This is a genomic window from Aeromonas sp. S15(2024), assembly GCF_041402265.1.
GTDB lineage: Bacteria > Pseudomonadota > Gammaproteobacteria > Enterobacterales > Aeromonadaceae > Aeromonas > Aeromonas dhakensis.
In genome coordinates, this window is record NZ_JBGLQY010000001.1 from 485,159 (window position 1) to 507,883 (window position 22,725).

Here is a 22,725-nt window from a genome sequence, read left to right on the forward strand (position 1 = left end):
TGCCATGTCAGTCATTCAGATTTTCGACCCCGCCCTCTGCTGCGCCAGCGGCGTCTGCGGCACCGAGGTCGATCAGGCGCTGGTCACCTTTGCCGCCGATCTGGCCTGGGCCAGGGAGCAGGGCGTTGCCATCGAGCGTTTCAATCTGGCCCAGCAGCCGCTGCAGTTTGCCGAGACACCTGCGGTCAGCGCCTTTCTGACCCACGCCGGGGAGGAGGGGCTGCCGCTGGTGCTGGTGGAGGGTCAGGTGGTGCTGACCGGCCGCTATCCGAGCCGTGGCGAGCTGGCCCGCTATGCCGGACTGCCCGTGCCGCAGGCCACCATCAAGGGCATAGCGAAAGCGGCCTGCCGTCCTGGCAGTGGTTGCTGCTAAGACATTGATATTCCAAACCATGTCGTAAAGGGAGAGGCTATGTATCACTTTCTGACCAATCCGCCGCCGTTTCTCTTCTTCACCGGCAAGGGCGGGGTGGGCAAGACCTCGCTGGCCTGCGCCAGTGCGGTGGCCCTCTGTGACGCCGGCAAGCGGGTGCTGCTGGTGAGTACGGATCCCGCCTCCAACGTGGGGCAGGTGTTTGCCACCGACATCGGCAATCGCATCACCGCCATCGCTGCCGTGCCCGGTTTGTCGGCGCTGGAGATAGATCCCCCCGCGGCGGCCAAAGCCTATCGGGAGCGGATCGTCGGGCCGGTGCGCGGCAAATTGCCCGAGCGCGTGGTGCGCAGCATCGAGGAGCAGCTCTCCGGCGCCTGCACCACCGAGATCGCCGCCTTTGACGAGTTCACCGCCCTGCTGACCGACCCGGCGCTGCGCTCGGAGTACGACCATATCCTCTTCGACACAGCCCCTACCGGTCACACCATTCGCCTGTTGCAGCTGCCGGGGGCCTGGAGCGAATTTCTGGCGCAGGGCAAGGGGGATGCCTCCTGCCTCGGCCCGCTGGCGGGGCTGGAGAAACAGCGCAGCCAGTATGCCGAGGCCGTCGCAGCGCTGGCCGACGACGCTCGTACCCGGCTGGTGCTGGTGGCGCGCGCCCAGCACTCCACCCTGCGGGAAGTGGCCCGCACCCATGAGGAGCTGGCGGCTATCGGCCTGGCGAACCAGCAGCTGGTGATCAACGGCCTCTTCCCCGAGGACGCTATCGCCGGTGACACGCTGGCGCAGGCCATCTGGCGGCGTGAGCAGCAGGCCCTCGCCGACATGCCGCAGGGAATAAAGGGGCTGGCTCGGGATCAGGTGCCGCTGCTGGCCACCAATCTGGTGGGGCTCGACAGTTTGCGCCAGCTGCTGCAACCACAGGATGCTGGTGAGCAGGCACCACTGGCAACGTCAGCCCATCTGCCAGTCCAGCCCGAGTTGAGTTCGCTGGTGGACGAGCTGGCTGCCGACGGTCACGGCCTCATCATGCTGATGGGCAAGGGCGGGGTGGGTAAAACCACCCTGGCGGCGGCCGTGGCGGTGGAGCTGGCAAGCCGCGGCCTGCCGGTTCACCTCACCACCTCGGATCCGGCCGCGCACCTCGGCGAGACGCTGGCAGGCAGTCTGCCCCATCTCGAGGTGAGCCGCATCGACCCCCGCGCCGAGACCGAGCGCTACCGCGCCCAGGTGCTGGCCAGCAAGGGGGCGGCACTGGACGAGCAGGGGCGGGCGCTGCTGGAGGAGGACTTGCGCTCCCCCTGTACCGAGGAGATCGCCGTGTTTCAGGCCTTCTCACGCATCATCCGCGAGGCGGGCAAGCGCTTCGTGGTGATGGATACCGCCCCCACCGGCCACACCCTGCTGCTGCTCGATGCCACCGGCGCCTACCACAGGGAGATCGCCCGTCAGATGGGGAACAAGGGGCTGCACTTCACCACCCCCATGATGCAGTTGCAGGACCCCAAGCAGACCAAGGTGCTGATCGTCACCCTGCCCGAGCCGACGCCGGTGCAGGAGGCGGCCAATCTGCAGGCCGATCTGCGCCGTGCCGGCATCGAGCCCTGGGCCTGGCTCATCAACCACAGTCTGCAGCAAGCCGCGGTCAGCTCGCCGCTGTTGCAACTGCGGGCCGAGCGCCAGCAGCCCCATGTCGAGGCGGTCGAGCGGCAGCATGCCAGCCGCTACGCCGTGGTGCCGCTGCTTGCCGAGGAGCCGGTGGGGGCGGATGCCCTGCGCCGCCTCTGTCAGCACCACTGAGCAGTCAGCATCACTGAACAAGGGCCCCGGCCGCGTGGTCGGGGCGGATGGATATTTGTCGTTAACGAAAGAGATGCGGGATGACCGCATCGGGAGCCCTCATGTCTGCAACCTGTGATGCCAAGAGCCAACCGGCGATTGGCTTTTTTGAACGTTACCTCACCGCCTGGGTGGCCCTCTGCATTCTGGTGGGGATTGGGCTAGGGCAGGGCCTGCCGGAACTCTTCAAGGCCATCGGCGCCATGGAGGTGGCCAGGGTCAACCTGCCGGTGGGGCTGCTTATCTGGGTGATGATCATCCCCATGCTGCTCAAGATAGACTTTGGCGCCCTGCATCAGGTGAGGGGGCACCTCAAGGGGATTGGGGTCACTCTCTTCATCAACTGGCTGGTCAAGCCCTTCTCCATGGCCTTCCTCGGCTGGCTCTTCATCCGGGTGCTGTTTGCCGACTGGCTGCCGGTGGATCAGCTCGACAGTTACGTGGCGGGGCTGATCCTGCTGGCAGCGGCCCCCTGCACCGCCATGGTGTTTGTCTGGAGTCGCCTCACCAACGGCGATCCCTACTTCACCCTGTCACAGGTGGCGGTGAACGACCTCATCATGGTGTTTGCTTTTGCTCCGCTGGTGGCGCTGCTGCTCGGGGTCTCCAGCATAGTGGTGCCTTGGGATACCCTGCTCACCTCTGTGGTGCTCTACATTGTCATTCCGGTCATCATCGCCCAGCTGCTGCGCAAGGCTTTGCTGAAAAAGGGAGAGGCCCATTTTGACGGCGTCATGACCCGCATTCAGCCCTGGTCGGTGGCGGCCCTGTTGCTCACCCTGGTGCTGCTGTTCGCCTTTCAGGGCAATGCCATTATCGAGCAGCCGCTGGTCATCGCCCTGTTGGCGGTGCCGATCCTGATCCAGGTGCTGTTCAACTCGGGATTGGCTTACTGGCTCAACCGCAAGGTGGGGGAGCAGCACTCGGTGGCCTGCCCTTCCGCCCTTATCGGCGCCTCCAACTTCTTCGAGCTGGCGGTGGCCGCCGCCATCAGCCTGTTCGGCTTCCACTCCGGCGCGGCGCTCGCCACCGTGGTCGGGGTGCTGATCGAGGTGCCGGTCATGCTGCTGGTGGTGCGCATCGTCAACGCCAGCAAACCCTGGTACGAAGCGGGGCTAAGCCGTTAACAGATGGCCGCTAACCCTTTTTATCCAATGTTTTTATTCACTTAAGCCATGAGAGACATGCCAATGAGTGCAATCACCATCTATCACAATCCAGAGTGCGGCACCTCCCGTAACACCCTCGAGCTTATTCGCAACAGCGGCGTCGAGCCGACCGTCATCCACTATCTGGAGACGCCCCCCTCACGCGATGAGCTGGTGGCGCTGATCGCCGCCATGGGGATGCCGGTGCGCGAGCTGCTGCGCAAGAACGTGCCTCCCTATGAGGCGCTCGCTCTGGCAGAAGATCGCTTCAGCGATGACGCACTGATCGACGCCATGCTGGCCCACCCCATCCTCATCAACCGTCCCATCGTGGTCACCCCCCTTGGCACCCGACTGTGCCGCCCGTCGGAGTTGGTGCTCGATATATTGCCCGATCAGCAAAAAGGGGCCTTCGCCAAGGAAGATGGCGAGCAGGTGGTGGACGAGCACGGCAAGCGGCTGCGTTGACAGGGAGCGGGGCCGAGCGTCACCGGCTGACCCGGACGGTGCAGATGCACTTACCGGGTGGGCGCCGGATCTGCTACTGTGACCCTCGACTCATCACAGCGGGGGAAACAGCATGAAGATTCGATTCCTGGTGATAGCCACGGCACTGGCGCTGACCTCGGCCCCTGGTCTGGCCGACTGGGCCAAGGTGAAGGCGGCCGCGACCGAGCTTGGCAACGCGGTGAGCGACACCAGCAAGGAGGCGTGGCAGAGCGTCACCGATTTCTCCAAGGCGACTTGGGCCTCGGTCTCCCAGTGGGGGTCGGAGGCGTTCAATACCGCCGGCGCCTGGACCGACAAGAGCGTGGCCACCGGCAAGGAGTGGCTGGCGGTGGCCGACAAGAAGCTCGACGAGATGCTGGAGCCCAAGACGGCGGACGAGGCGCGTCTTGCCCTCAATACCATGGCCGACACCGCCCTGGTGCGGCTGTTCAACGAACAGCCCTCGGCCAAGCTGTTGTTTGACAAGGCATACGGCTATGCGGTGTTCGATTCGCGCAAGTTCTCCCTGATGCTCCACACCAACCAGGGGGCCGGGGTGGCCGTCAATCGTGCCACCGGCAAGCACACCTACATGAAGATGTTCGGCGCCGGGCTGGCGGCCGGGCTGGGCGGCAAGTTCTATCAGCAGGTGATCCTGTTTGAGGACAAGGCCAGGTTCGATGCCTTCGTCAGCCAGGGCTGGGAGGCCACCTCCGAGGTGGGTGCCGTGGCGGGCAAGGAGAGCGCCGAGTTGACCGCCAAATACAACGGCGGCATGGCCATCTACCAGATCGGCGAGAAGGGGCTGCTGCTGGACGCCAATATCTCGGGCTCCAAGTACTGGGTGGACAAGGATCTGACCCGCTGATTGAGCAGAGGGTGAGCCCCCGCCAGTTTTTCTTCACACGGCGCGGATTGCCGTCTGTTTAATTGGTGCGAATTACAGTAAAAAGAGGGCCTTCGGCCCTCTTTTTCATGGGCGCAGCCAGGTTCGTCAGCAAGACAAGGAGAGTGGCATGACACAAGCATCAGCACAGGACGGGGCGGATGGAGCCCTGCGTCGGGAGTGGGACAAGCAGAGCATCTATCTGCGCCTGCAGGAGGGGATCCCCACGGCCTTCTGGGTTAGCGGGGATCTGGTCTCCCCCCTCGAGCCCGGCGCCGAGGGGTCGGCATACCAGGGCCACTTCGGCTGGGGGCGTGCCGACGAGGCGACCATGGCTCTGGCGCAGGCCATTGTCGCCAGGCTGGTGGCGGTAGGACTGGTTCCCCCCGAGCTGGCAGCGAGCCGCGCGGGCTACCTGCATGACGAGGTGCTGGTCAAGCTGCCCGCCGGGGAGCACTACGATCTCCACCTGAGCTATCTGAGGCTGCTGCTGGGGGAGGGGGCCGTGCCGCGCCCCTGAGGGGCCGGCTCATCATCCCGGCGAGCATCCCAACCCCTGCTTCGATGCCACTTCTCCCTAATTGGCACTCTTATTGCTTGGAGCCTGTCAGTGTCAATGATTTGTCTGGGGATGAAATATGGAAATCAGTGCAAGCAGCCTGATGCAAGAGATGCAGGCCCTCAAGGTGGAAGCCGGCGCCACGCCGCTCACCCAGCCTGGCCGTCAGGTCAGCTCCGATTTTGGTCAACTGCTGCAGCAGGCCCTTGGCAACGTCAACGAGCTGCAAGGGGCCGCCAACGATCTGCGCACCCGTTTCGACATGGGCGACAACTCGGTCGACCTGTCCGAAGTGATGATCGCCGGACAAAAATCCTCCATCGCCTTCGAGGCGACGGTGCAGGTGCGCAACAAGATGGTCGATGCCTACAAGACCATCATGAACATGCCGGTGTAACTCAGGCCCATGGCGACTGAGCATCATGAACATGTCAGCAATAAGGACATAAATCGTGGCTACTGATCAAAACGGCGAACTGCTGATGAACGATGAGGGCACCGCCGCCCTCGATGAGAATGAGCAGAAGAGTTCGGCACTCGGCTTCCTCTCCAACACGGACGTGCTGCGCCAGATCACCCTGATCCTGGGGCTGGCCATCTGTCTGGCCATCGCCGTTTTCATCCTGTTGTGGGGCAAGGAGCCGGACATGCGTCCCCTTGGCACCTACACCACCCAGGAGTTGGTCAAGACCCTCGACTTCCTCGATCAGCAGAAGATCCCCTATCAGGTGGATGGCAAGAGCGTGCTGGTCAATGCCGAAAACTTCTCCAACATCCGGCTGGCGCTGACCCGTGCCGGTCTGGCCAACGCCACTGACGCCAGCACCGACGGGGAAGACATCCTGCTCAAGGACTCCAGCTTCGGGGTCAGCCAGCGGATGGAGAGCGAACGGCTCAAGCTGAGCCGCGAGCGCCAGCTGGCCAGCGCCATCGAGCAGTTCCAGAACGTGGCCAAGGCCCAGGTGCTGCTGGCCATCCCGAAAGACAACGTGTTTGCCCGCAACGAACGCAAGCCCAGCGCCACCGTGGTGCTGAGCCTCAAGGGCAATGCCCTCGGTCAGGGGGAAGTGGACTCCATCGTCGACATGGTCGCCTCCGCCGTGCACGGTCTGGAGCCGACCCGCGTCACCGTGACCGACCAGAACGGCCGCCTGCTCAACTCCGGCTCCCAGGATCCCGTCTCTGCCCAGACTCGCAAGGAGTTTGCGATGCAGCAGAAGCAGGAGCTGGAATACAAACAAAAAATTGACGCCATCCTGATCCCGGTGCTCGGCGCCGACAATTATACGGCGGAGGTCGACCTCTCCCTCGACTTCTCCCAGCAGGAGCAGACCCGCAAGACCTACAACCCGGACCTGCCGGCGGTGCGCTCCGAAATGACCATGGAAGAGAACAGCGCCAACGGCAGCAACGGTGGCGTGCCCGGCGCCCTCTCCAACCAGCCGCCCGCCGCCTCCAACATTCCTCAGCAGGCGACCGGCCCCAACGCCGAAACGACCGCGTCCTCTTCCGGCCGCTCCCGCAAGGAGGCGACCCGCAACTTCGAACTGGATACCACCGTCAGCCATATCCGGCGCCAGATGGGTGGCATTCGCCGCATGACCGTCTCGGTAGCGGTGGACTACAAGTCGGCCACTGCCGCCGATGGCAAGGTGAGCCGCGAGCCGCGCACCCAGGCCGAACTCGATACCCTGCGTCGTCTGCTGAGCGGCGGCCTTGGCTTTGATGTGACCCGTGGTGATACTCTGGAGGTGGTCGCCATCCCGTTCAACCGGCCCGAGCTTGAAAACGTGGCCGAGGCGCCGCTCTACGAGCAGCCCTGGTTCTGGCGCGCGGTGCGCATCGCCGCCTCCGTGCTGGTCATCATAGTGCTGATCGTCACCGTGGTGCGCCCCATGCTCAAGCGCCTGCTCTATCCGGATGCCAAGCCGGAAGGGGAACTGGATTTCGACAACCACACCGTGCTGGGTGGGGATGACGAGCTCAGTCTGCTGGCGGCTCAGGCCGAAGCCGAGCCGGTGTTCGGGGTACGTGACGGCCATCTGAAACTGCCGGATCTACACCGTGACGAAGACTTGCTCAAGGCGGTACGTGCCCTGGTGGCGAACGAACCGGATCTGGCCGCACAGGTCATTAAAGAATGGGTAGCGAACAAAGATGGCTGACGAAAACAAGACACAGGTCACCGGCAATGACATCACCGACAGTCAGCGCCAGATCCTGGATCAGATGAGCGGCATGGAGATGGCGGCGGTATTGATGCTGAGCCTCAACGAAGAGGACGCCGCCCAGATCTTCCGCCATCTCGAGCCCAAGCAGGTGCAGCGGCTCGGCATGTCGATGGCCTCCATGTCGGATTTCAGTCACGACCGGGTGGCGGCGGTACACCGTCAATTCATCGACGACATCCAGAAGTACACCAACATCGGTATCGGCAGCGAAGACTTCGTGCGCAAGGCCTTGGTGGCCGCCCTTGGCGAGGACAAGGCCAGCAACCTGGTGGATCAGATCATCCTGGGTTCCGGCGCCCGCGGCCTCGATTCCCTCAAGTGGATGGATGCCCGCCAGGTGGCCAGCATCATCCAGAACGAACACCCGCAGATCCAGACCATCGTCCTCTCTTATCTGGAGCCGGAGCAGTCCGCCGAGATCCTGAGCCAGTTCCCGGAACAGGTGCGCCTGGATCTGGTGATGCGTATCGCCAATCTGGAAGAGGTGCAACCGGCGGCGCTGCAAGAGCTCAACGACATCATGGAGAAACAGTTCGCCGGTGCGGCGGGTGCCCAGGCAGCCAAGATGGGCGGCCTGAAGGCGGCGGCCAACATCATGAACTACCTCGACACCAACATCGAGGGTCAGCTGATGGACTCCATCCGCGAGTCGGACGAGGAGATGAGCCAGCAGATCCAGGATTTGATGTTCGTGTTCGAGAACCTCATCGACGTGGACGATCGCGGCATCCAGACCATGCTGCGGGAAGTGCCTGGCGATCTGCTGCAGCGAGCCCTCAAGGGCTCCGACGACCAGATGCGCGAGAAGATTTTCAAGAACATGTCCAAGCGGGCCGCCGAGATGCTGGCGGACGATCTGGAGGCCATGGGGCCGATCCGGGTCTCCGAAGTGGAAGCCGCCCAGAAGGAGATCCTCTCCATCGCCCGCCGTCTGGCGGATGCCGGCGAGATCATGCTGGGTGCCGGTGGCGGCGAGGAGTTCCTCTGATGAACGCTCGCTTCGACGTGCATAGCACTCCCGGCAGCGTGATGACGAGGAGTGCGGCAGCCAGATGAACAACAACAAACTGCGCGGCTATGTCAGACCCGACGGGGACGAGAGCCAGGTTCAGACCTGGGGCTGGCCTGAGATGGAGGTCGAGGCCGAGGTCGAGACCAATGCCCTCGGATTGACCCCGGACTGGTATCGGCAGGAGGAAGAGGTGCCGGTCGAAGAGCCGGCCGAGGAGCCGGCCCCCAGCATCACCGCCGAGGAGCTGGAAGCCATTCGCCAGGCCGCCTGGGAAGAGGGGATGGCCGAGGGGCGTGAAGCCGGTTACGCCAAGGGGCTCGAGGAGGGCAAGCTGGAAGGTTTGCAGCAGGGCCATGCCGCCGGACTGGAGCAGGGCAAGGAGGAGGGGCTGGCCCTCGGCCGCGAGCTGGTGGAGCAGCAGATGAGCCATTGGCAGGAACTGATCGATCGCCTCGCCAACCCGCTCAAGGAGCTGGACAGCGCGGTGGAGCAGCAGCTCATCGCGCTGGTGATGCAACTGGCCCGCGCCCTTATTCGTCACGAAGCCGAGACCTCGCCCAGGCTGCTGCTCGAAGCGCTCAAGCAGGGGCTGGCGCTGCTGCCCGCCGCCGAGCTGGGGGTCACCCTGATGCTGCATCCGGACGATCTGGCCCGGGTCGAGCAGGCATTTGGCGCCGAGGAGTGCGCCAAGCGTCACTGGCGACTGCAAAGCGATCCCACCCTCTCCCCCGGCGATCTGCAACTGGCCACCGAGCTCTCCAGCATCGATCTGACCCTCTCCGGGCGCATCGACCAGCTGCTGCGCAACTTTCTGCGGGACAATGCCGGTCAGGATGGCCGCGGCTAGCGGCCCGGCCTGCTTGCCCCGTCTATTTTTCAACGCATTCAACACCAGCTTTCAGGAGGCCGGATGAGCGGCTCGTTACTCAATCGGTTGCAGGGGTATCGGGTACGCGATATCGCCCCCAAACCCCCGGTGGCCGGCAAGCTCACCCGGGTGGTGGGCTTGACCCTGGAGGCCATCGGCTGTCGCGCCGCCATCGGGGCACTCTGTCGCATCGACACCCAGGATGGTTCGCTTGAGGCCGAAGTGGTCGGCTTCTCCGGCGATCGCCTGTTTCTGATGCCGAGCGAACAGCTCAAGGGGGTCATTCCCGGCGCCCGGGTGGTGCCCATCACCGAGGAGCATGGCATTCCGGTCGGCATGAACTTGCTGGGCCGGGTCATCGACGGCATCGGCCAGCCGCTGGACGGGCTCGGTCCCATCCTCTCTTCCCAGACGGTGCAATTTGCCCAGCACCGCATCAATCCGCTCTCTCGCCGCCCGATCCATCAACCGATGGACGTGGGGGTGCGTGCCATCAACGCCGTGCTGACTGTGGGCCAAGGCCAGCGGATGGGGCTGTTCGCCGGCTCCGGCGTCGGCAAATCCGTGCTGCTCGGCATGATGACCCGCGGCTCGGTGGCCGACGTGGTGGTGGTGGGGCTCATCGGCGAACGGGGCCGCGAGGTGAAGGAGTTCATCGAGGAGATCCTGGGGGAGGAGGGGCGCGAGCGCGCCGTGGTGGTGGCGGCGCCGGCCGATGCCTCGCCGCTGATGCGACTCAAGGGGTGTGAAACGGCGCTGGCCATCGCCGAGTACTTCCGCGATCAGGGGCTCAACGTGCTGCTGCTGATGGACTCGCTCACCCGTTACGCCCAGGCCCAGCGCGAAATCGCCCTGGCGGTGGGCGAGCCGCCGGCCACCAAGGGCTATCCGCCCTCGGTGTTCGCCAAATTGCCGGCACTGGTGGAGCGGGCCGGCAACGGCAGCGACGGCCAAGGCTCCATCACGGCATTCTTCACCGTACTGACGGAGGGGGACGATCTGCAGGATCCCATCGCCGACGCGGCGCGGGCCATCCTCGACGGCCACATAGTGCTGTCGCGCGAGCTGGCCGACTCCGGCCACTACCCGGCCATCGACATCGAGAAGTCCATCAGCCGGGTCATGCCCATGGTGACCTCGCCGGAGCACATGGAGCTGGCGCGCACCCTCAAGCAGTTCTACTCCCTCTACCAGCAGAACCGGGATCTCATCACCATCGGCGCCTACAGCCAGGGCTCCGACCCCCGCATCGACCGTGCCATCATCCAGAAACCCTATCTGGATCAGTTCTTGCAGCAGGGGATGCGCGAGGTCATTCACTATGATGCCGGCCTGCAGGCCCTGCAGCTGGTGGCCATGCCGCTGATGCGTTGACGAGAAGATGAAGGGGAGGCGTGACCATGAGTAAAGGCTTGATGATGTTGTCGGAGCGGCTGGTGGAGGCCGAGCAGCAGGCCGCGCTGGCGCTGGCCAAGGCCCAGCAGGATCTGAAAATCTTCCTGGAGCAGCAGGATGCACTCAACCAGTACCGCCAGATCTACCACCAGCAGTGGACCGACCGCGGTCTGCAGGGGATCGGTGCCCAGCAGAACAGCCAGTATCACGCCTTCATCAACAAGCTCGAGCAGGCGGCGACCCAGCAGTACGAAGGGGTGTTGCAGGTACGCCAGGCACTGGAGCTGCGCCGTGAAGAGTGGCTGGCCGCCCAGCAGCGGCGCAAGGCGGTGGAGCTGCTGCTGGCCAAGCAGGCGGGGCGCGAGCAGCTTAAAGCCCAGCGCCAGGAGCAGAAGATGCTGGATGAGTACGCCACGCTGCGCCGTTTCCACCATTCTGGCCTGTAACTTGCTTTCTTCTTGCCATCCCGTGTGCGCCTCACTCCCTGCGGGGAGCTGAGGAGAAACCCGAAGCCGAATGCCGTCAGGAATCTTCACCATGATGCAGACACTGTTAACCAATTCTTCCGCCGCACCGACAGCCGCCGCTGCCGACAAGAGTGCGGTGCTGACGGCGAGTCAGGATGGTAGCGAAGGAGCCCTGCAGAGCGACGGCAAGGGCGGCTTTTCCGAGGTGATGAACCGGGTGCAGCAGGCCGGCAAGGGCAATGCCAAAGCCGATGGCCATGTTGCCAACGCTGATGGCAAGGCCGGGCCGGAGCGTGCCGGTGCAGTGGAGAGCGACAAGCCACTGCAGAACGCCAAGGGCGAGGCTGCCAAATCTTTGGCGAATGAAGCCGAAGAGGCCGCTGGCGCCGACGACAAGCCACAGAAGGGGAGCGATCCCGACCCCGCCCTCGCCCCCAACGACTTCCTGCAGCGTCTGCAGGATGCCCTCAAACAGGACACCTCCCTGGTCGCCCCGGCGGCCATCACTCTGGTCGCCAGCGCACCCGTGGTCGAGACGGACGGCAAGATGTTGCCGCCGGATGACGCGCAGGCTGCGTCGGCCGAGACATCGGCCACCCTCACCCAGCCGCTGGCCGGCAGCGGTGACAAGCAGGGAACGACGACCGCTGCCGCCGCGCTGGCCCGTCAGGCTGCCAGCTTGCTCACGGGCGAAACAAGTGCACCGGTTGATGCGAAAGCCACGCAGCCGGATGCCGTCGTGACGGATGACGCCGCCCTGGCTGCTCAGTTGCAGGAAGCCGGGAAAGAGGGCAGTGGCAAGGAGAGCGGCGCCGGTGGCGCCAATGCCGACCAGCATGCCGATAAAAATGGCAAGGATGCCAAGGGGAGCAAAAGCGAGCTCTCCGCCGCCGAGCGGGCGGCCTTGCAGAGCAAGTTGCCAGCCGCTGCTGCGGTAAGCGGACAGGATAAGGAGAACGCCCAAATCCAGATGGAGGGTGCCGACAAGGGGGCCAAGCCTGTGGTGCCGCCCATGGCCGGCAAGGATGAGCCTGCCAGGCCTTCCCCGCTGCAGACCACCCACAGCACAGTGGCCGCTCAGCCGGGCGCCGCCAGGGCGTTTGCCGAGGGGATGAGCCGGGCCGATGGCGAGGCGAACCTGACCTCTGAAAAGGCGCAGCCGCAGGGCGTTGCCGAGGGGGATGACCACTCCAGACCCGCGACGGCGGCCAAGACGGAGAGCCAGCCAGCGCCTGCTGCCGGCAGCACGCCGGCGCCGGCCGCCACCCCGAGCGAACCCGTGCTGGTGGCGCCGCAGCAGGTGCTGGCCAGCAGTGAACCCCAGGGCCCGCAAGCCTCCCTGGCCAGCCTGTCGGCCGGACTCAAGCAGATGGAAGCCACCGAGCGCAGCGACAGCGCCAGAGGCAGAAGCGAGGTCAAGGTTGACCTGAAACAGAAGGCGGCAGAGCTGGCTCGCGGCACCAGCCAGGGCAGCAGTGAGACGACCGCCACCCCGGATAGCAGCCACAGCCAGCAGGTACAACAGAACAGCCAGCCCCAGGCGGTTGGCCATGACAACCGGCCTGCCACCGCCGAACTGGCCGCGCGGCGGGATCCCGCCAATCTGCCCCACCTCAAGCTGGCCGACCCGGAGGCGCCGGCCCAGCTGCACCAGAAGGTGAACCTGATGCTGGCGGACAAGCTGCAGCAGGCGGAGATCCAGCTTGACCCGCTCGGGCTTGGCAAGATGAAGATCCAGATCCAGATAGACTCCTCCAACCAGGCCAACGTGCATTTCGTGGTCCAGCACGGCCAGACCCGGGAAATGCTGGAGCAGGCCATGCCCCGGCTGCGTGATATGCTGGCAGGGCAGGGCATCCAGCTTGGCCAGACCCAGGTGCAGCAACAGCCGCAACAGCAGTCACAGGGGCAGTCGGGCTTCTCCGGTCAGGGCCAGCAGGGACAAAAAGGCAGCGGATCTTTTGCCGAAACAGGCCAAACTGAGGCAGAGGTCACGGGCGCCGGCATGAGTTTGTCGAGGGAATCGACAAACGACCGCGGAATTGATTTCTATGCTTGATGCCAGCCCGAGTAAGTTTATGATATCGAACAAGTTTGAGACTAGGGTGGACAAGGGATGGCAGACGATAACGAACTGACGCTGAAAGATCCGGCGGCAGGCAAGAAAAAGAAGCTGATCATGATTATCGCCCTGGCCGTGATTGTGCTGGGCGGCGGTGGCGCCGGTGCCTGGTTCATGCTGGCCGGCGGTGACAAGCCGGCGGCCGAAGCCGCGGGGGAGGGCAAGGATGCCAAACCCAAGGAGGCGGCGCCTCAGCCCTCGCTCTACGTGGGCATGCCGCGCCCCTTCGTGTTCAACGTCTCCGGCGGTCAGCGCGACCGGCTGGTGCAGATCAAGATCCAGCTGATGGTTCGCGGTACCGCCGACGAAACGCTGGCCAAGCAGAATATCCCCCTCATCGAAGGCACCCTGCTGCGGGTCTTCAGTGCGGCCACCAGCGAGCAGCTGATGACCTTCGAGGGCAAGGAGAAGCTGCGCAAGGATTCACTGGAAGAGTGCCGTCGGGTGCTCAATGACCTGGTCTCTTCCCCCGTTATCGAACAAGTGCTGTTTACCGGCTTTGTCATGCAATAAGGGTGAAGCGTGAGCGATCTGTTAAGTCAGGACGAAATTGATGCCCTCTTGCACGGGGTCGATGATGTCGAAGAGGAGGAGATAGGCGCGGCGGGGGATCCCGGTGTCGCCCAGTTTGATTTCTCTTCCCAGGACCGCATCGTCCGTGGTCGCATGCCGACCCTGGAGCTGGTGAACGAGCGTTTCGCCCGCCACATGCGGATCAGCCTGTTCAACATGATGCGCCGCACCGCCGAGGTCTCCATCAACGGCGTGCAGATGCTGAAATTCGGCGAATACGTCCACACCCTGTTCGTGCCGACCAGTCTCAACATGGTACGTTTCCGCCCCCTCAAGGGGACGGCGCTCATCACCATGGAGGCGCGGCTGGTCTTCATCCTGGTGGAGAACTTCTTCGGTGGTGACGGCCGCTACCACGCCAAGATCGAGGGGCGCGAGTTCACCCCCACCGAGCGACGCATCATCCAGATGCTGCTCAAGCTGGTGTTCGAGGACTACAAGGACGCCTGGGCGCCGGTGATGGACGTGGGCTTCGAGTACCTCGACTCCGAGGTGAACCCGGCCATGGCCAACATCGTCAGCCCCACCGAGGTGATCGTGGTGAGTTCGTTCCACATCGAGCTGGACGGCGGCGGTGGCGACTTCCACGTGGCCATGCCCTACTCCATGCTGGAGCCCATCCGCGAGCTGCTGGATGCCGGCGTGCAGAGCGACAAGGGCGACACCGACGTGCGCTGGAGCAAGGCGCTGCGCGACGAGATCATGGACGTCAAGGTGGAGCTGCGGGCCAAGTTGCTGGAGACCGAGCTCACCCTGCGCGAGCTGATGGAGCTGCAGCCTGGCGACATCATCCCGGTGGAGATGCCGGAGAACCTGCTGGTGTTCGTGGAGGACTTGCCCACCTTCCACGCCAAGATGGGCCGCACCAAGGACAATGTGGCGCTCAAGATCACCGACAAACTCAAACGCCCGGAAGGGGTCAAGACAGAGATGCATCTGGTGACCCGGGGCGGCGTACGCATCGATGGCGAGGCCGAGCTGGAAGAGCTCGAGCGCAGCATCGGAGACCAACAGCAATAAACGACGGCCTGCCTGGGCAGGCCGTCACGAAAACAGCATAAGGAATTCAAGATGAGCGGAACTGAGGAAGAGGATCTGATGGCGGACGCCTGGGCTGCCGCGCTGGAAGAGCAGGTGACTGCCGAAGCCAAGCCCGCTCCTCTCGAGGAGCTCAAGGACGATGCCCCCATCAGTGCCGAGGAGCGGCGCAAGCTGGATACCATTCTGGATATCCCGGTCACCATCGCCATGGAGGTGGGCCGCAGCCAGATCAGCATCCGCAACCTGCTGCAGCTCAACCAGGGCTCGGTGGTGGAGCTGGATCGGGTGGCGGGCGAGCCGCTGGACGTGCTGGTCAACGGCACCCTGATCGCCCACGGCGAGGTGGTGGTGGTGAACGACAAGTTTGGTATCCGGTTGACCGACGTCATCAGCCAAATCGAAAGGATCAAGAAGCTCAAATGACCAGACTCATAGTGTCACCGTTTGAGGGGGCCCGGATGCTAACCAATAAGTTCGGTATCCCTTCTGTGTTGGCCGACGTTGTCAGCCAAATTGAAAGGATCAAGAAACTCAAATGATCCGTCTCTTGTCGCTGTGGCTGCTATCCCTTCCCGCACTGGCTGAACCCGGTGCGGGCGCCAATCCGCCCAGCCTCACCTCCTGGTTGCTCTCCAGTCTGATGGTGATTGGCCTCATTCTGGTGCTCGGTTTCCTGCTCAAGAAGAGCAAGATTGCCACCGCCATGGGCGGCGGCCAGATGCGAGTCATCGCCAGCCTGCCGGTGGGCTACAAGGAGAAGCTGCTGGTGGTCAAGGTGGGTGAGCAGCAACTGCTGCTCGGGGTGACGCCGCAGCAGGTCAACTTTCTCTACCGCCTGGAAGAGCCGCTGGACGAGAGCCAGCCCCAGGCATTTTCCCAGCAGCTTGGCAAATTGATGGGCAAGCATGAAAAAAGCTAACGGCTCACGGCCGCACGGTGGGCTGCTGGTCGGCCTGTTATCCCTCCTGCTCCTCTGCTCGCCGCTGGCGCTGGCCCAGGACGGCATGTCGGCGGTCACCATCAAGACCATGGCGGATGGCAGCCAGGAATACAGCCTGACCCTGCAGGTGCTGGCGCTGATGACGGCGCTCTCCTTCCTGCCGGCCATGGTCATCATGATGACCTCCTTCACCCGCATCATCATAGTGCTCGGCATCCTGCGTCAGGCCATCGGCCTGCAGCAGAGCCCCTCCAACCAGGTGTTGATCGGCATCGCCCTCTTCATGTCGTTCTTCATCATGTCGCCGGTGCTGGATCGCATCAACAACGAGGCGCTGCAACCCTATCTGGCCGAAACCATCCAGGCCAAGGAGGCGCTGGAGCGGGCCGAGCTGCCTATCCACCAGTTCATGCTGGCCCAGACCCGGATCAAGGATCTCAACACCTTCATGGAGATAGCGAACGTGCAGGTGGACAAGCCCGCCGACGTGCCGCTGCGGGTGCTGATCCCGGCGTTCGTCACCAGCGAGCTCAAGACCGCCTTCCAGATAGGCTTCATGCTGTTTTTGCCCTTTCTGGTGATAGACCTGGTGGTGGCCAGTATCCTGATGGCGATGGGGATGATGATGCTGTCGCCCATGCTGGTGTCGCTGCCGTTCAAGCTGATGCTGTTCGTCATGGTGGATGGCTGGAACCTCATTCTGGGATCCCTGGCCAACAGCTTCGGGCTGGGTGCCGGTGGTTAAGGGCGAACGACGCAAGGAGCGAATGGCATGAGTCCTGAAACCTTTATCGACGTGTTTCGCGAGGCGCTCTGGCTGGTCACCATCATGGTGTGTGCCGTGATCCTGCCGAGCCTCTGCGTCGGCTTGCTGGTGGCCATCTTCCAGGCCGCCACCTCCATCAACGAACAGACCCTGAGCTTTCTGCCCCGTCTCATCGTCACCCTGTTTGCGCTGGGGGCGGGGGCCCACTGGGGCCTGCAGAGTCTGATGGACTTCTTCATGCTGATGGTGAGTCAAATACCCGAGGTGGTGGGATGAGTAGCCAGGCCGTGCGCCTGCCGCTGCCGCAGGCCGGCAAGGTGCCCGCATGACCTATACAACCGCTCTCATCATGGAGTGGTTGTCTTCCATCGTCTGGCCGTTGGCGCGGGTGAGCGGGCTGCTGATGGTGATGGCAGTGTTCGGCAGCCGGCTGACCCCGGCCCGCATTCGCATCAGCCTGGCGCTGGCGCTCACCTTGATGATCGCCCCCCTCTTGCCCGCCATGCCCAGGATAGAGCTCTTCTCCGTCGGCAGTTTTCTGGTGCTGGGGCAGCAGCTGCTCATCGGCATCGCCCTCGGCCTCATGACCCAGTTTCTGATGGAAAGCTTCGTGATGGCCGGCCAGATCATCGCCATGCAGACCAGCCTGGGGTTCGCTACCCTGGTGGATCCCATGAACGGCCAGTCGGCCCCTGTGGTGGGTCAGTTCTATCTGATGCTGGCGACCCTGGTGTTTCTGGCGGTGGATGGCCACCTCATCATGCTGCGCATGGTGGTGTTGAGCTTCGAGACCCTGCCGGTGTCTGACAGCGGCCTCAGCCTGCCCTCCATCCGCGATCTGATCGGTTTTCTCGGGGTCATGTATCAGGCCTCGCTGGTGATGGCGCTCTCCGCCATCGTCGCCCTGCTGCTCATCAACTTTGCCTTTGGCGTCATGACCCGCGCCGCCCCCCAGCTCAACATCTTCAGCATCGGCTTTGCGGTCAGCATGATGTCGGGCCTGCTGATCCTCTGGCTCACCATAGGTGGCTTCCTCGGTCACTTCGACAGCATGTGGGAGCGGGTGCAGGAGACCAGCTGTACCCTCATCGGCACCCAGTGTCTGGGGGGCCAGTAAGATGGCTGCGGGGCGCCGTTACCTGCCGCAGGCCGCGCTGGCCCGCGGCCTTGCATTCGCAATGCTGAACGGCGGCGAGCGGGCGCGCGTTCCGGCTCGCCCACTCAACCTGTGCGGAGGTCAGCATGGCTGATACTGATCAGGAACGTACCGAACAACCCACGGGCAAACGACTGCAACAAGCCCGGGAAAAAGGGCAGATTGCACGATCCAAGGAGCTGGGCACCGCCAGCGTCCTGCTGGCGGCCGTATTCGGCCTGCTGATGGTCAAGGAGAGCCTGGCCGGCGCCATGGTCAAAGTGCTTACCATGGGCTTTACCCTGGACAGGGAGCAGGCGTTCGATCCCAACGCCATGATGACCATGCTGCCGGCCCTGCTGCGCGAACTGCTGCAGCCTCTTGGTCTGCTGTTCATGCTGGTGGCCATCGCGGCCTTCGTCGGCAACGTGCTGATGGGGGGGATGAACTTCTCCTCCGAGGCCATGCTGCCCAAGTGGAGCAAGCTGAGCCCCCTCAACGGCATCAAGCGGATGTTCGGGGTGCAGTCCCTGGTCGAGCTGATCAAGTCCATCGCCAAGGTGGTGTTCATCACCCTGTTCGCCTGGTGGATGCTCTCCAGCCAGTTCAACCACCTGCTCAACCTCTCCCTCGAGGGCTACCCGGGCGGCATCATAGACGCGCTGGATCTGCTGCTGTGGATGCTGATCATCCTCTGCTGCGCCCTCATTCCCATCGTCGCCATCGACGTGCCGTTCCAGCAGTGGAACCACATGCGCCAGCTCAAGATGACCAAGCAGGAGGTCAAGGACGAGTTCAAGGACAGCGAGGGCAAACCCGAGGTGAAAGGGCGGATCCGTCGCCTGCAGATGGAGATGGCGATGCGCCGCATGATGGGGGACGTGCCCAAGGCGGACGTGGTGATCACCAACCCGACCCACTACTCGGTGGCGCTCAAGTACGATTCCGCCAAACCTGGTAGCGCGCCCAAGGTGGTAGCCAAGGGTACCGATGAAATCGCAATGAAGATCAGGGAGATAGCCCGGGAGTACGAGATCCCTGTGATGCCGTCCCCGGCACTGACCCGCGCCATCTACCACGCTACCGAGATAGGCCACGAGATCCCGGAGGGGCTGTTTGCCGCCGTGGCCCAGGTGCTGGCCTATGTCTATCAGCTCAGGAAGTTCCGCCGTGGCCGTGGTCGTCGCCCCAACCCGCTGGCCAAGGATCTGCCCATCCCGCCCGAATTTCGCAAATGACAAACTTCTGACACAGTCAAAATAAAAGCATTGCATTTCAATGCGTTGCATTATTGGCTTGATGTTTGCTTTAATCTGGCATCAGCGGTTTGAGATTGAGAAAAACGATGAAACTCCAGGCATCATTGGGCCGTATCAAAGAGTACAAGTGGCTGTTGACCAAGGGCGTGGGGACGCCGCTGCTGGTGCTGGCCTCCCTTGGCATGGTGGTGCTGCCCATCCCGCCGCTGATGCTGGATATCCTCTTCTCCTTCAACATCGCCCTCTCCATCGTGGTGCTGCTGGTGGCGGTCTACACCCGCCGGCCGCTGGAATTCGCCGCCTTTCCGACCGTGTTGCTGATAGCAACCCTGCTGCGTCTCGCCCTCAACGTCGCCTCCACCCGGGTGGTGTTGCTGGAAGGCCACAACGGCAGTGCGGCGGCCGGCCACGTGATCGAGGCCTTCGGCAACGTGGTGATCGGCGGCAACTACACGGTCGGCATCATCGTCTTCATGATCCTGATGATCATCAACTTCGTGGTGGTCACCAAGGGTGCGGGCCGGATCTCAGAGGTGAGTGCACGCTTCACCCTGGATGCCATGCCCGGCAAACAGATGGCCATCGACGCGGATCTGAACGCCGGCCTCATCAATCAGGAAGAGGCCAAGAAGCGCCGCCAGGACGTGACCCAGGAAGCCGACTTCTACGGCTCCATGGATGGTGCCTCGAAATTCGTGAAAGGGGATGCGGTGGCGGGGATCATGATCCTCTTCATCAACATCCTGGGCGGCTTCATCATCGGCATGGTGCAACACCAGCTGAGCTTCGGCGAAGCGGCCCAGATCTACACCCTGCTGGCGATAGGTGACGGTCTGGTCGCCCAGATCCCGTCGCTCTTGCTCTCCATCGCCGCCGCCATCATCGTCACCCGTCAGAATACCGATCAGGACATGGGTACCGCGGTGCTGGGTCAACTGTTCGACAACCCCAGAGCCCTCATCATTTCGGCCGGTATCCTGCTGATGATGGGCAGCGTGCCCGGCATGCCCCATCTGGCGTTTCTTAGCCTGGGTGGCGTCGCCGCCGCCGGCGCCTGGTGGCTGCTGCGCCGCGAGAAACAGCTGGCCGCCAAGGCCGCCAAGGGCGAGCTGATGCCGGCGAACGCGGAGCAGCCTCACGAGCAGAAAGACTTGAGCTGGGACGACGTGATGCCGGTGGACATCATCGGACTGGAGGTGGGTTATCAGCTCATCCCGCTGGTGGACCGCAATCAGGGCGGCGAGCTGCTCAACCGGATCAAGGGGGTGCGCAAGAAGCTCTCCCAGGAGCTGGGCTTTCTGGTGCCTGCGGTGCATATCCGTGACAACCTGGATCTCGCCCCGAACCAGTATCGCATCACCTTGATGGGGGTCAGTACCGGCGAGGCCAATGTTTACCATGATAAGGAAATGGCCATCAATCCGGGTCAGGTGTTCGGCCAGATCCAGGGGATTGCCACCCGGGACCCTGCCTTCGGGCTGGAGGCGGTCTGGGTCGCCAAGGAGCAGGTCTCCCAGGCGCAGACCCTGGGCTATACCGTGGTGGATACCGCGACCGTGGTGGCCACCCACCTTAGCCAAATCCTCTCCAACCATGCCGCCCTGCTGCTGGGTCACGATGAAGTGCAGCAACTGCTCGACATGATAGGGAAGCATCAGAACAAGCTGGTGGAAGGGCTGGTTCCTGAGGTCATCTCCATGGGTAACCTGGTGAAGGTATTGCAGAATTTGCTCAATGAAGGCGTGCCAATCCGCGATATGCGCACTATCCTGCAGACCCTGGTGGAATATGCCCCGCGCAGCCAGGATCCGGAAGTGCTGACGGCCGCCTGCCGTATCGCCCTGCGGCGCCTGATCGTGCAGGAGATTGCCGGACCGGATCCAGAACTGCCGGTGATCACCTTGGCACCTGAATTGGAACGTATATTGCATCAATCCCTGCAGGCAGGGGGTGGTGATGGTGCCGGCATCGAGCCGGGACTGGCGGAGCGGATGCAGCGCTCGCTGGTGGAAGCCACACAACGACAAGAACTGGAAGGCCAGCCGGCCGTGCTTCTGACATCAGGGATACTGCGCAATACCCTGGCGAAATTTGTCAAGAATGCCATTCCTGGATTGCGCGTTCTGTCTTATCAGGAAGTGCCTGATGACAAGCAAATCCGCATCGTCAGTGCGGTAGGACAGAACTAGTTAGCGGAGATGACGGGTGAAGATTAAGCGGTTTTTTGCCAAGGACATGCGAACGGCTCTGGCCGAGGTCAAGGAGACTCTCGGGCCCGATGCCGTCATCATGTCCAACAAGAAGGTCACCGGTGGGGTGGAGATAGTCGCCGCTGTCGATTATCAGTCCCAGGTGCCGGGACCCAAGGACGCGCCGGTTCGCCGTCAGTTGAACGATGAGAGCGTCAATATCTCGTCTGCCGGCCGGCAGATGACGCGCTCCGCGCCGAGCCCGGCCAAAGAGCAGAATGAACACTATGCCGATACCCTGGCCGCCCTGCTGGCCCGCCAGCAAAAACTGAACCCGGCCGGCCAGGGGCTCAACGGCGTTGCGCCTGCCGCCGCCAGCGATGCTCCCCGCACTCTGGCCGAACAGGGACAGTGGGGAAATGCTCCCGAACCGGCCAAGCCGAAGGCGAGGGCTGCCGCGCCCGGTCGTGCTCCCCAATCCCCTCAGCGGGATCAGGAGATGGAAGGGATGCGCAAGGAGATGGCCAGCATCCGCAAGCTGCTGGAGCACCAGATCTCCGGCCTGATGTGGCAGGAGGTGGAGCGCCGCGAGCCGATGCGTGCCCTGCTCATCAAGGAGCTCAAGAAGATGGGCTTCGACGATGCCTTCGCCGATCAGCTGGCCGGCATGATCCCCGAGGATATGCCGATCCATCAGGCCATGGCCCAGCTGGCCGAGGTGCTGACGGCCCAGCTCAAGATCAGCGAAGACGAGATTCTGCGCCAGGGCGGAGCGGTTGCTCTGCTCGGGCCGACCGGGGTGGGCAAGACCACCACCATCGCCAAACTGGCGGCGCGGTTTGCCATGAAGTACGGTGCCGAGCAGGTGGCCCTCATCACCACCGACAACTACCGGATCGGGGCCCATGAACAGCTGCAGACCTATGGTCGCATCATGGGCTGCCCGGTGCGCCAGGTGCGTGATGCCGAAGAGCTGGCCAATGCCCTCTATCAGTTCCGCCACCGCCGGCTGGTGCTGATCGACACGGCGGGGGTCGGGCAGCGGGATATCCGGCTGACCGAGCAGCTCGATACCCTGGTCAAGAATGCCAAGGTGCGCATCCGCAGCTACCTGGTGATGTCGGCCACTTCCCAGCGTCGGGTGATGCAGGAAGCGGTGGACCATTTCCGGCGTATTCCATTGAGCGGCTGCATACTTACCAAATTGGATGAGAGTCTGAATCTGGGCGAAGTGATTAACGTGTGTATCCAGAATGCGTTGCCCATCAGCTATATCACTGATGGACAAAGGGTTCCGGAAGATATTCAGGTCGCCAATGCGGCGCAGCTCGTCGGAGCTGCCATGGGCTCGCTGGAGCGGGAAACAGAAGAACCCTATTTCTGGGGCACAGGCTTTGGCGAGGCCGAAGATTCGGAGTTTTATGAGTAAC

The 22,725-nt window shown here is 63.2% G+C and carries 23 protein-coding genes; all 23 read left to right on the plus strand.

Annotated features, from left to right (window positions below; genetic code table 11):
* Positions 1-4 precede the first annotated feature (4 nt).
* The 23 genes from arsD (at position 5) to flhF (ending at position 22,724) form a co-directional block, all read left to right on the plus strand.
* Entirely contained in the window at positions 5-373 is a 369-nt protein-coding gene (gene arsD, locus ACB033_RS02260) for an arsenite efflux transporter metallochaperone ArsD (protein WP_371140307.1), read from the plus strand.
* 39 nt (positions 374-412) lie between these two features.
* Positions 413-2,176, plus strand: a complete 1,764-nt coding sequence (gene arsA / locus ACB033_RS02265) for an arsenical pump-driving ATPase (protein WP_371140308.1) — start codon at positions 413-415, stop codon at positions 2,174-2,176.
* 101 nt (positions 2,177-2,277) lie between these two features.
* Positions 2,278-3,342 carry an ACR3 family arsenite efflux transporter gene (arsB, locus tag ACB033_RS02270; RefSeq protein ID WP_260750705.1) on the plus strand — a complete coding sequence of 355 codons (1,065 nt, stop codon included), beginning with the start codon at positions 2,278-2,280 and terminating at the stop codon, positions 3,340-3,342.
* A 63-nt stretch (positions 3,343-3,405) separates the two neighbouring features.
* Positions 3,406-3,831, plus strand: coding sequence for a glutaredoxin-dependent arsenate reductase (arsC, locus tag ACB033_RS02275; protein ID WP_324044255.1), 426 nt, complete (start codon positions 3,406-3,408; stop codon positions 3,829-3,831).
* Positions 3,832-3,943: 112 nt separating this feature from the next.
* Positions 3,944-4,720: a hypothetical protein gene (locus ACB033_RS02280; RefSeq protein ID WP_010634629.1), complete on the plus strand. Its 777-nt coding sequence runs from the start codon at positions 3,944-3,946 to the stop codon at positions 4,718-4,720.
* A 148-nt stretch (positions 4,721-4,868) separates the two neighbouring features.
* On the plus strand, positions 4,869-5,258 hold the full coding sequence (locus ACB033_RS02285) for a hypothetical protein (protein WP_054545275.1): 390 nt from the start codon (positions 4,869-4,871) through the stop codon (positions 5,256-5,258).
* A gap of 118 nt (positions 5,259-5,376) precedes the next feature.
* A complete protein-coding gene (fliE, locus tag ACB033_RS02290) occupies positions 5,377-5,694 on the plus strand; it encodes a flagellar hook-basal body complex protein FliE (protein ID WP_005298759.1) in 318 nt (105 codons plus the stop codon).
* Positions 5,695-5,749: 55 nt separating this feature from the next.
* On the plus strand, positions 5,750-7,462 hold the full coding sequence (fliF, locus tag ACB033_RS02295) for a flagellar basal-body MS-ring/collar protein FliF (RefSeq protein WP_005298761.1): 1,713 nt from the start codon (positions 5,750-5,752) through the stop codon (positions 7,460-7,462).
* Positions 7,455-8,516: a flagellar motor switch protein FliG gene (fliG, locus tag ACB033_RS02300; RefSeq protein WP_005298762.1), complete on the plus strand. Its 1,062-nt coding sequence runs from the start codon at positions 7,455-7,457 to the stop codon at positions 8,514-8,516. The genes fliF and fliG overlap by 8 nt, the downstream gene beginning before the upstream one ends.
* 64 nt (positions 8,517-8,580) lie before the next feature.
* Complete coding sequence (gene fliH, locus ACB033_RS02305) at positions 8,581-9,387, plus strand: flagellar assembly protein FliH (RefSeq protein ID WP_010634627.1); 807 nt, start codon at positions 8,581-8,583, stop codon at positions 9,385-9,387.
* A gap of 63 nt (positions 9,388-9,450) precedes the next feature.
* Complete coding sequence (gene fliI / locus ACB033_RS02310; protein WP_005298767.1) at positions 9,451-10,782, plus strand: flagellar protein export ATPase FliI; 1,332 nt, start codon at positions 9,451-9,453, stop codon at positions 10,780-10,782.
* A gap of 26 nt (positions 10,783-10,808) precedes the next feature.
* A complete protein-coding gene (gene fliJ, locus ACB033_RS02315; RefSeq protein WP_005298769.1) occupies positions 10,809-11,249 on the plus strand; it encodes a flagellar export protein FliJ in 441 nt (146 codons plus the stop codon).
* A gap of 91 nt (positions 11,250-11,340) precedes the next feature.
* Entirely contained in the window at positions 11,341-13,329 is a 1,989-nt protein-coding gene (locus ACB033_RS02320; RefSeq protein ID WP_371140309.1) for a flagellar hook-length control protein FliK, read from the plus strand.
* A 57-nt stretch (positions 13,330-13,386) separates the two neighbouring features.
* Entirely contained in the window at positions 13,387-13,905 is a 519-nt protein-coding gene (gene fliL, locus ACB033_RS02325; protein WP_005298773.1) for a flagellar basal body-associated protein FliL, read from the plus strand.
* 9 nt (positions 13,906-13,914) lie between these two features.
* On the plus strand, positions 13,915-14,985 hold the full coding sequence (gene fliM / locus ACB033_RS02330) for a flagellar motor switch protein FliM (RefSeq protein WP_005298775.1): 1,071 nt from the start codon (positions 13,915-13,917) through the stop codon (positions 14,983-14,985).
* A 51-nt stretch (positions 14,986-15,036) separates the two neighbouring features.
* Positions 15,037-15,429, plus strand: a complete 393-nt coding sequence (fliN, locus tag ACB033_RS02335; protein ID WP_005298791.1) for a flagellar motor switch protein FliN — start codon at positions 15,037-15,039, stop codon at positions 15,427-15,429.
* Between the two features lie 112 nt (positions 15,430-15,541).
* Complete coding sequence (gene fliO / locus ACB033_RS02340; protein ID WP_010634624.1) at positions 15,542-15,925, plus strand: flagellar biosynthetic protein FliO; 384 nt, start codon at positions 15,542-15,544, stop codon at positions 15,923-15,925.
* Complete coding sequence (gene fliP / locus ACB033_RS02345; protein WP_099358567.1) at positions 15,912-16,691, plus strand: flagellar type III secretion system pore protein FliP; 780 nt, start codon at positions 15,912-15,914, stop codon at positions 16,689-16,691. The genes fliO and fliP overlap by 14 nt, the downstream gene beginning before the upstream one ends.
* Positions 16,692-16,718: 27 nt before the next feature.
* Positions 16,719-16,988: a flagellar biosynthesis protein FliQ gene (gene fliQ, locus ACB033_RS02350; protein WP_005298799.1), complete on the plus strand. Its 270-nt coding sequence runs from the start codon at positions 16,719-16,721 to the stop codon at positions 16,986-16,988.
* Between the two features lie 49 nt (positions 16,989-17,037).
* A complete protein-coding gene (gene fliR / locus ACB033_RS02355) occupies positions 17,038-17,829 on the plus strand; it encodes a flagellar biosynthetic protein FliR (RefSeq protein ID WP_017766596.1) in 792 nt (263 codons plus the stop codon).
* A 125-nt stretch (positions 17,830-17,954) separates the two neighbouring features.
* Positions 17,955-19,085, plus strand: coding sequence for a flagellar biosynthesis protein FlhB (gene flhB, locus ACB033_RS02360; RefSeq protein ID WP_017766597.1), 1,131 nt, complete (start codon positions 17,955-17,957; stop codon positions 19,083-19,085).
* 107 nt (positions 19,086-19,192) lie between these two features.
* Positions 19,193-21,295 (plus strand): flagellar biosynthesis protein FlhA, encoded by a 2,103-nt coding sequence (flhA, locus tag ACB033_RS02365; protein ID WP_005298806.1) that lies wholly within the window; start codon positions 19,193-19,195, stop codon positions 21,293-21,295.
* Positions 21,296-21,311: 16 nt separating this feature from the next.
* Positions 21,312-22,724, plus strand: coding sequence for a flagellar biosynthesis protein FlhF (gene flhF, locus ACB033_RS02370; protein WP_139725467.1), 1,413 nt, complete (start codon positions 21,312-21,314; stop codon positions 22,722-22,724).
* The last annotated feature ends 1 nt before the right edge of the window (position 22,725 follow it).

Bases quoted from the DNA above. Each gene is read 5' to 3' on its own strand.
- arsD (WP_371140307.1), top strand. From the start codon at position 5: ATGTCAGTCATTCAGATTTTCGACCCCGCCCTCTGCTGCGCCAGCGGC.
- arsA (WP_371140308.1), top strand. From the start codon at position 413: ATGTATCACTTTCTGACCAATCCGCCGCCGTTTCTCTTCTTCACCGGC.
- arsB (WP_260750705.1), top strand. From the start codon at position 2,278: ATGTCTGCAACCTGTGATGCCAAGAGCCAACCGGCGATTGGCTTTTTT.
- arsC (WP_324044255.1), top strand. From the start codon at position 3,406: ATGAGTGCAATCACCATCTATCACAATCCAGAGTGCGGCACCTCCCGT.
- ACB033_RS02280 (WP_010634629.1), top strand. From the start codon at position 3,944: ATGAAGATTCGATTCCTGGTGATAGCCACGGCACTGGCGCTGACCTCG.
- ACB033_RS02285 (WP_054545275.1), top strand. From the start codon at position 4,869: ATGACACAAGCATCAGCACAGGACGGGGCGGATGGAGCCCTGCGTCGG.
- fliE (WP_005298759.1), top strand. From the start codon at position 5,377: ATGGAAATCAGTGCAAGCAGCCTGATGCAAGAGATGCAGGCCCTCAAG.
- fliG (WP_005298762.1), top strand. From the start codon at position 7,455: ATGGCTGACGAAAACAAGACACAGGTCACCGGCAATGACATCACCGAC.
- fliH (WP_010634627.1), top strand. From the start codon at position 8,581: ATGAACAACAACAAACTGCGCGGCTATGTCAGACCCGACGGGGACGAG.
- fliI (WP_005298767.1), top strand. From the start codon at position 9,451: ATGAGCGGCTCGTTACTCAATCGGTTGCAGGGGTATCGGGTACGCGAT.
- fliJ (WP_005298769.1), top strand. From the start codon at position 10,809: ATGAGTAAAGGCTTGATGATGTTGTCGGAGCGGCTGGTGGAGGCCGAG.
- ACB033_RS02320 (WP_371140309.1), top strand. From the start codon at position 11,341: ATGATGCAGACACTGTTAACCAATTCTTCCGCCGCACCGACAGCCGCC.
- fliL (WP_005298773.1), top strand. From the start codon at position 13,387: ATGGCAGACGATAACGAACTGACGCTGAAAGATCCGGCGGCAGGCAAG.
- fliN (WP_005298791.1), top strand. From the start codon at position 15,037: ATGAGCGGAACTGAGGAAGAGGATCTGATGGCGGACGCCTGGGCTGCC.
- fliO (WP_010634624.1), top strand. From the start codon at position 15,542: ATGATCCGTCTCTTGTCGCTGTGGCTGCTATCCCTTCCCGCACTGGCT.
- fliP (WP_099358567.1), top strand. From the start codon at position 15,912: ATGAAAAAAGCTAACGGCTCACGGCCGCACGGTGGGCTGCTGGTCGGC.
- fliQ (WP_005298799.1), top strand. From the start codon at position 16,719: ATGAGTCCTGAAACCTTTATCGACGTGTTTCGCGAGGCGCTCTGGCTG.
- fliR (WP_017766596.1), top strand. From the start codon at position 17,038: ATGACCTATACAACCGCTCTCATCATGGAGTGGTTGTCTTCCATCGTC.
- flhB (WP_017766597.1), top strand. From the start codon at position 17,955: ATGGCTGATACTGATCAGGAACGTACCGAACAACCCACGGGCAAACGA.
- flhA (WP_005298806.1), top strand. From the start codon at position 19,193: ATGAAACTCCAGGCATCATTGGGCCGTATCAAAGAGTACAAGTGGCTG.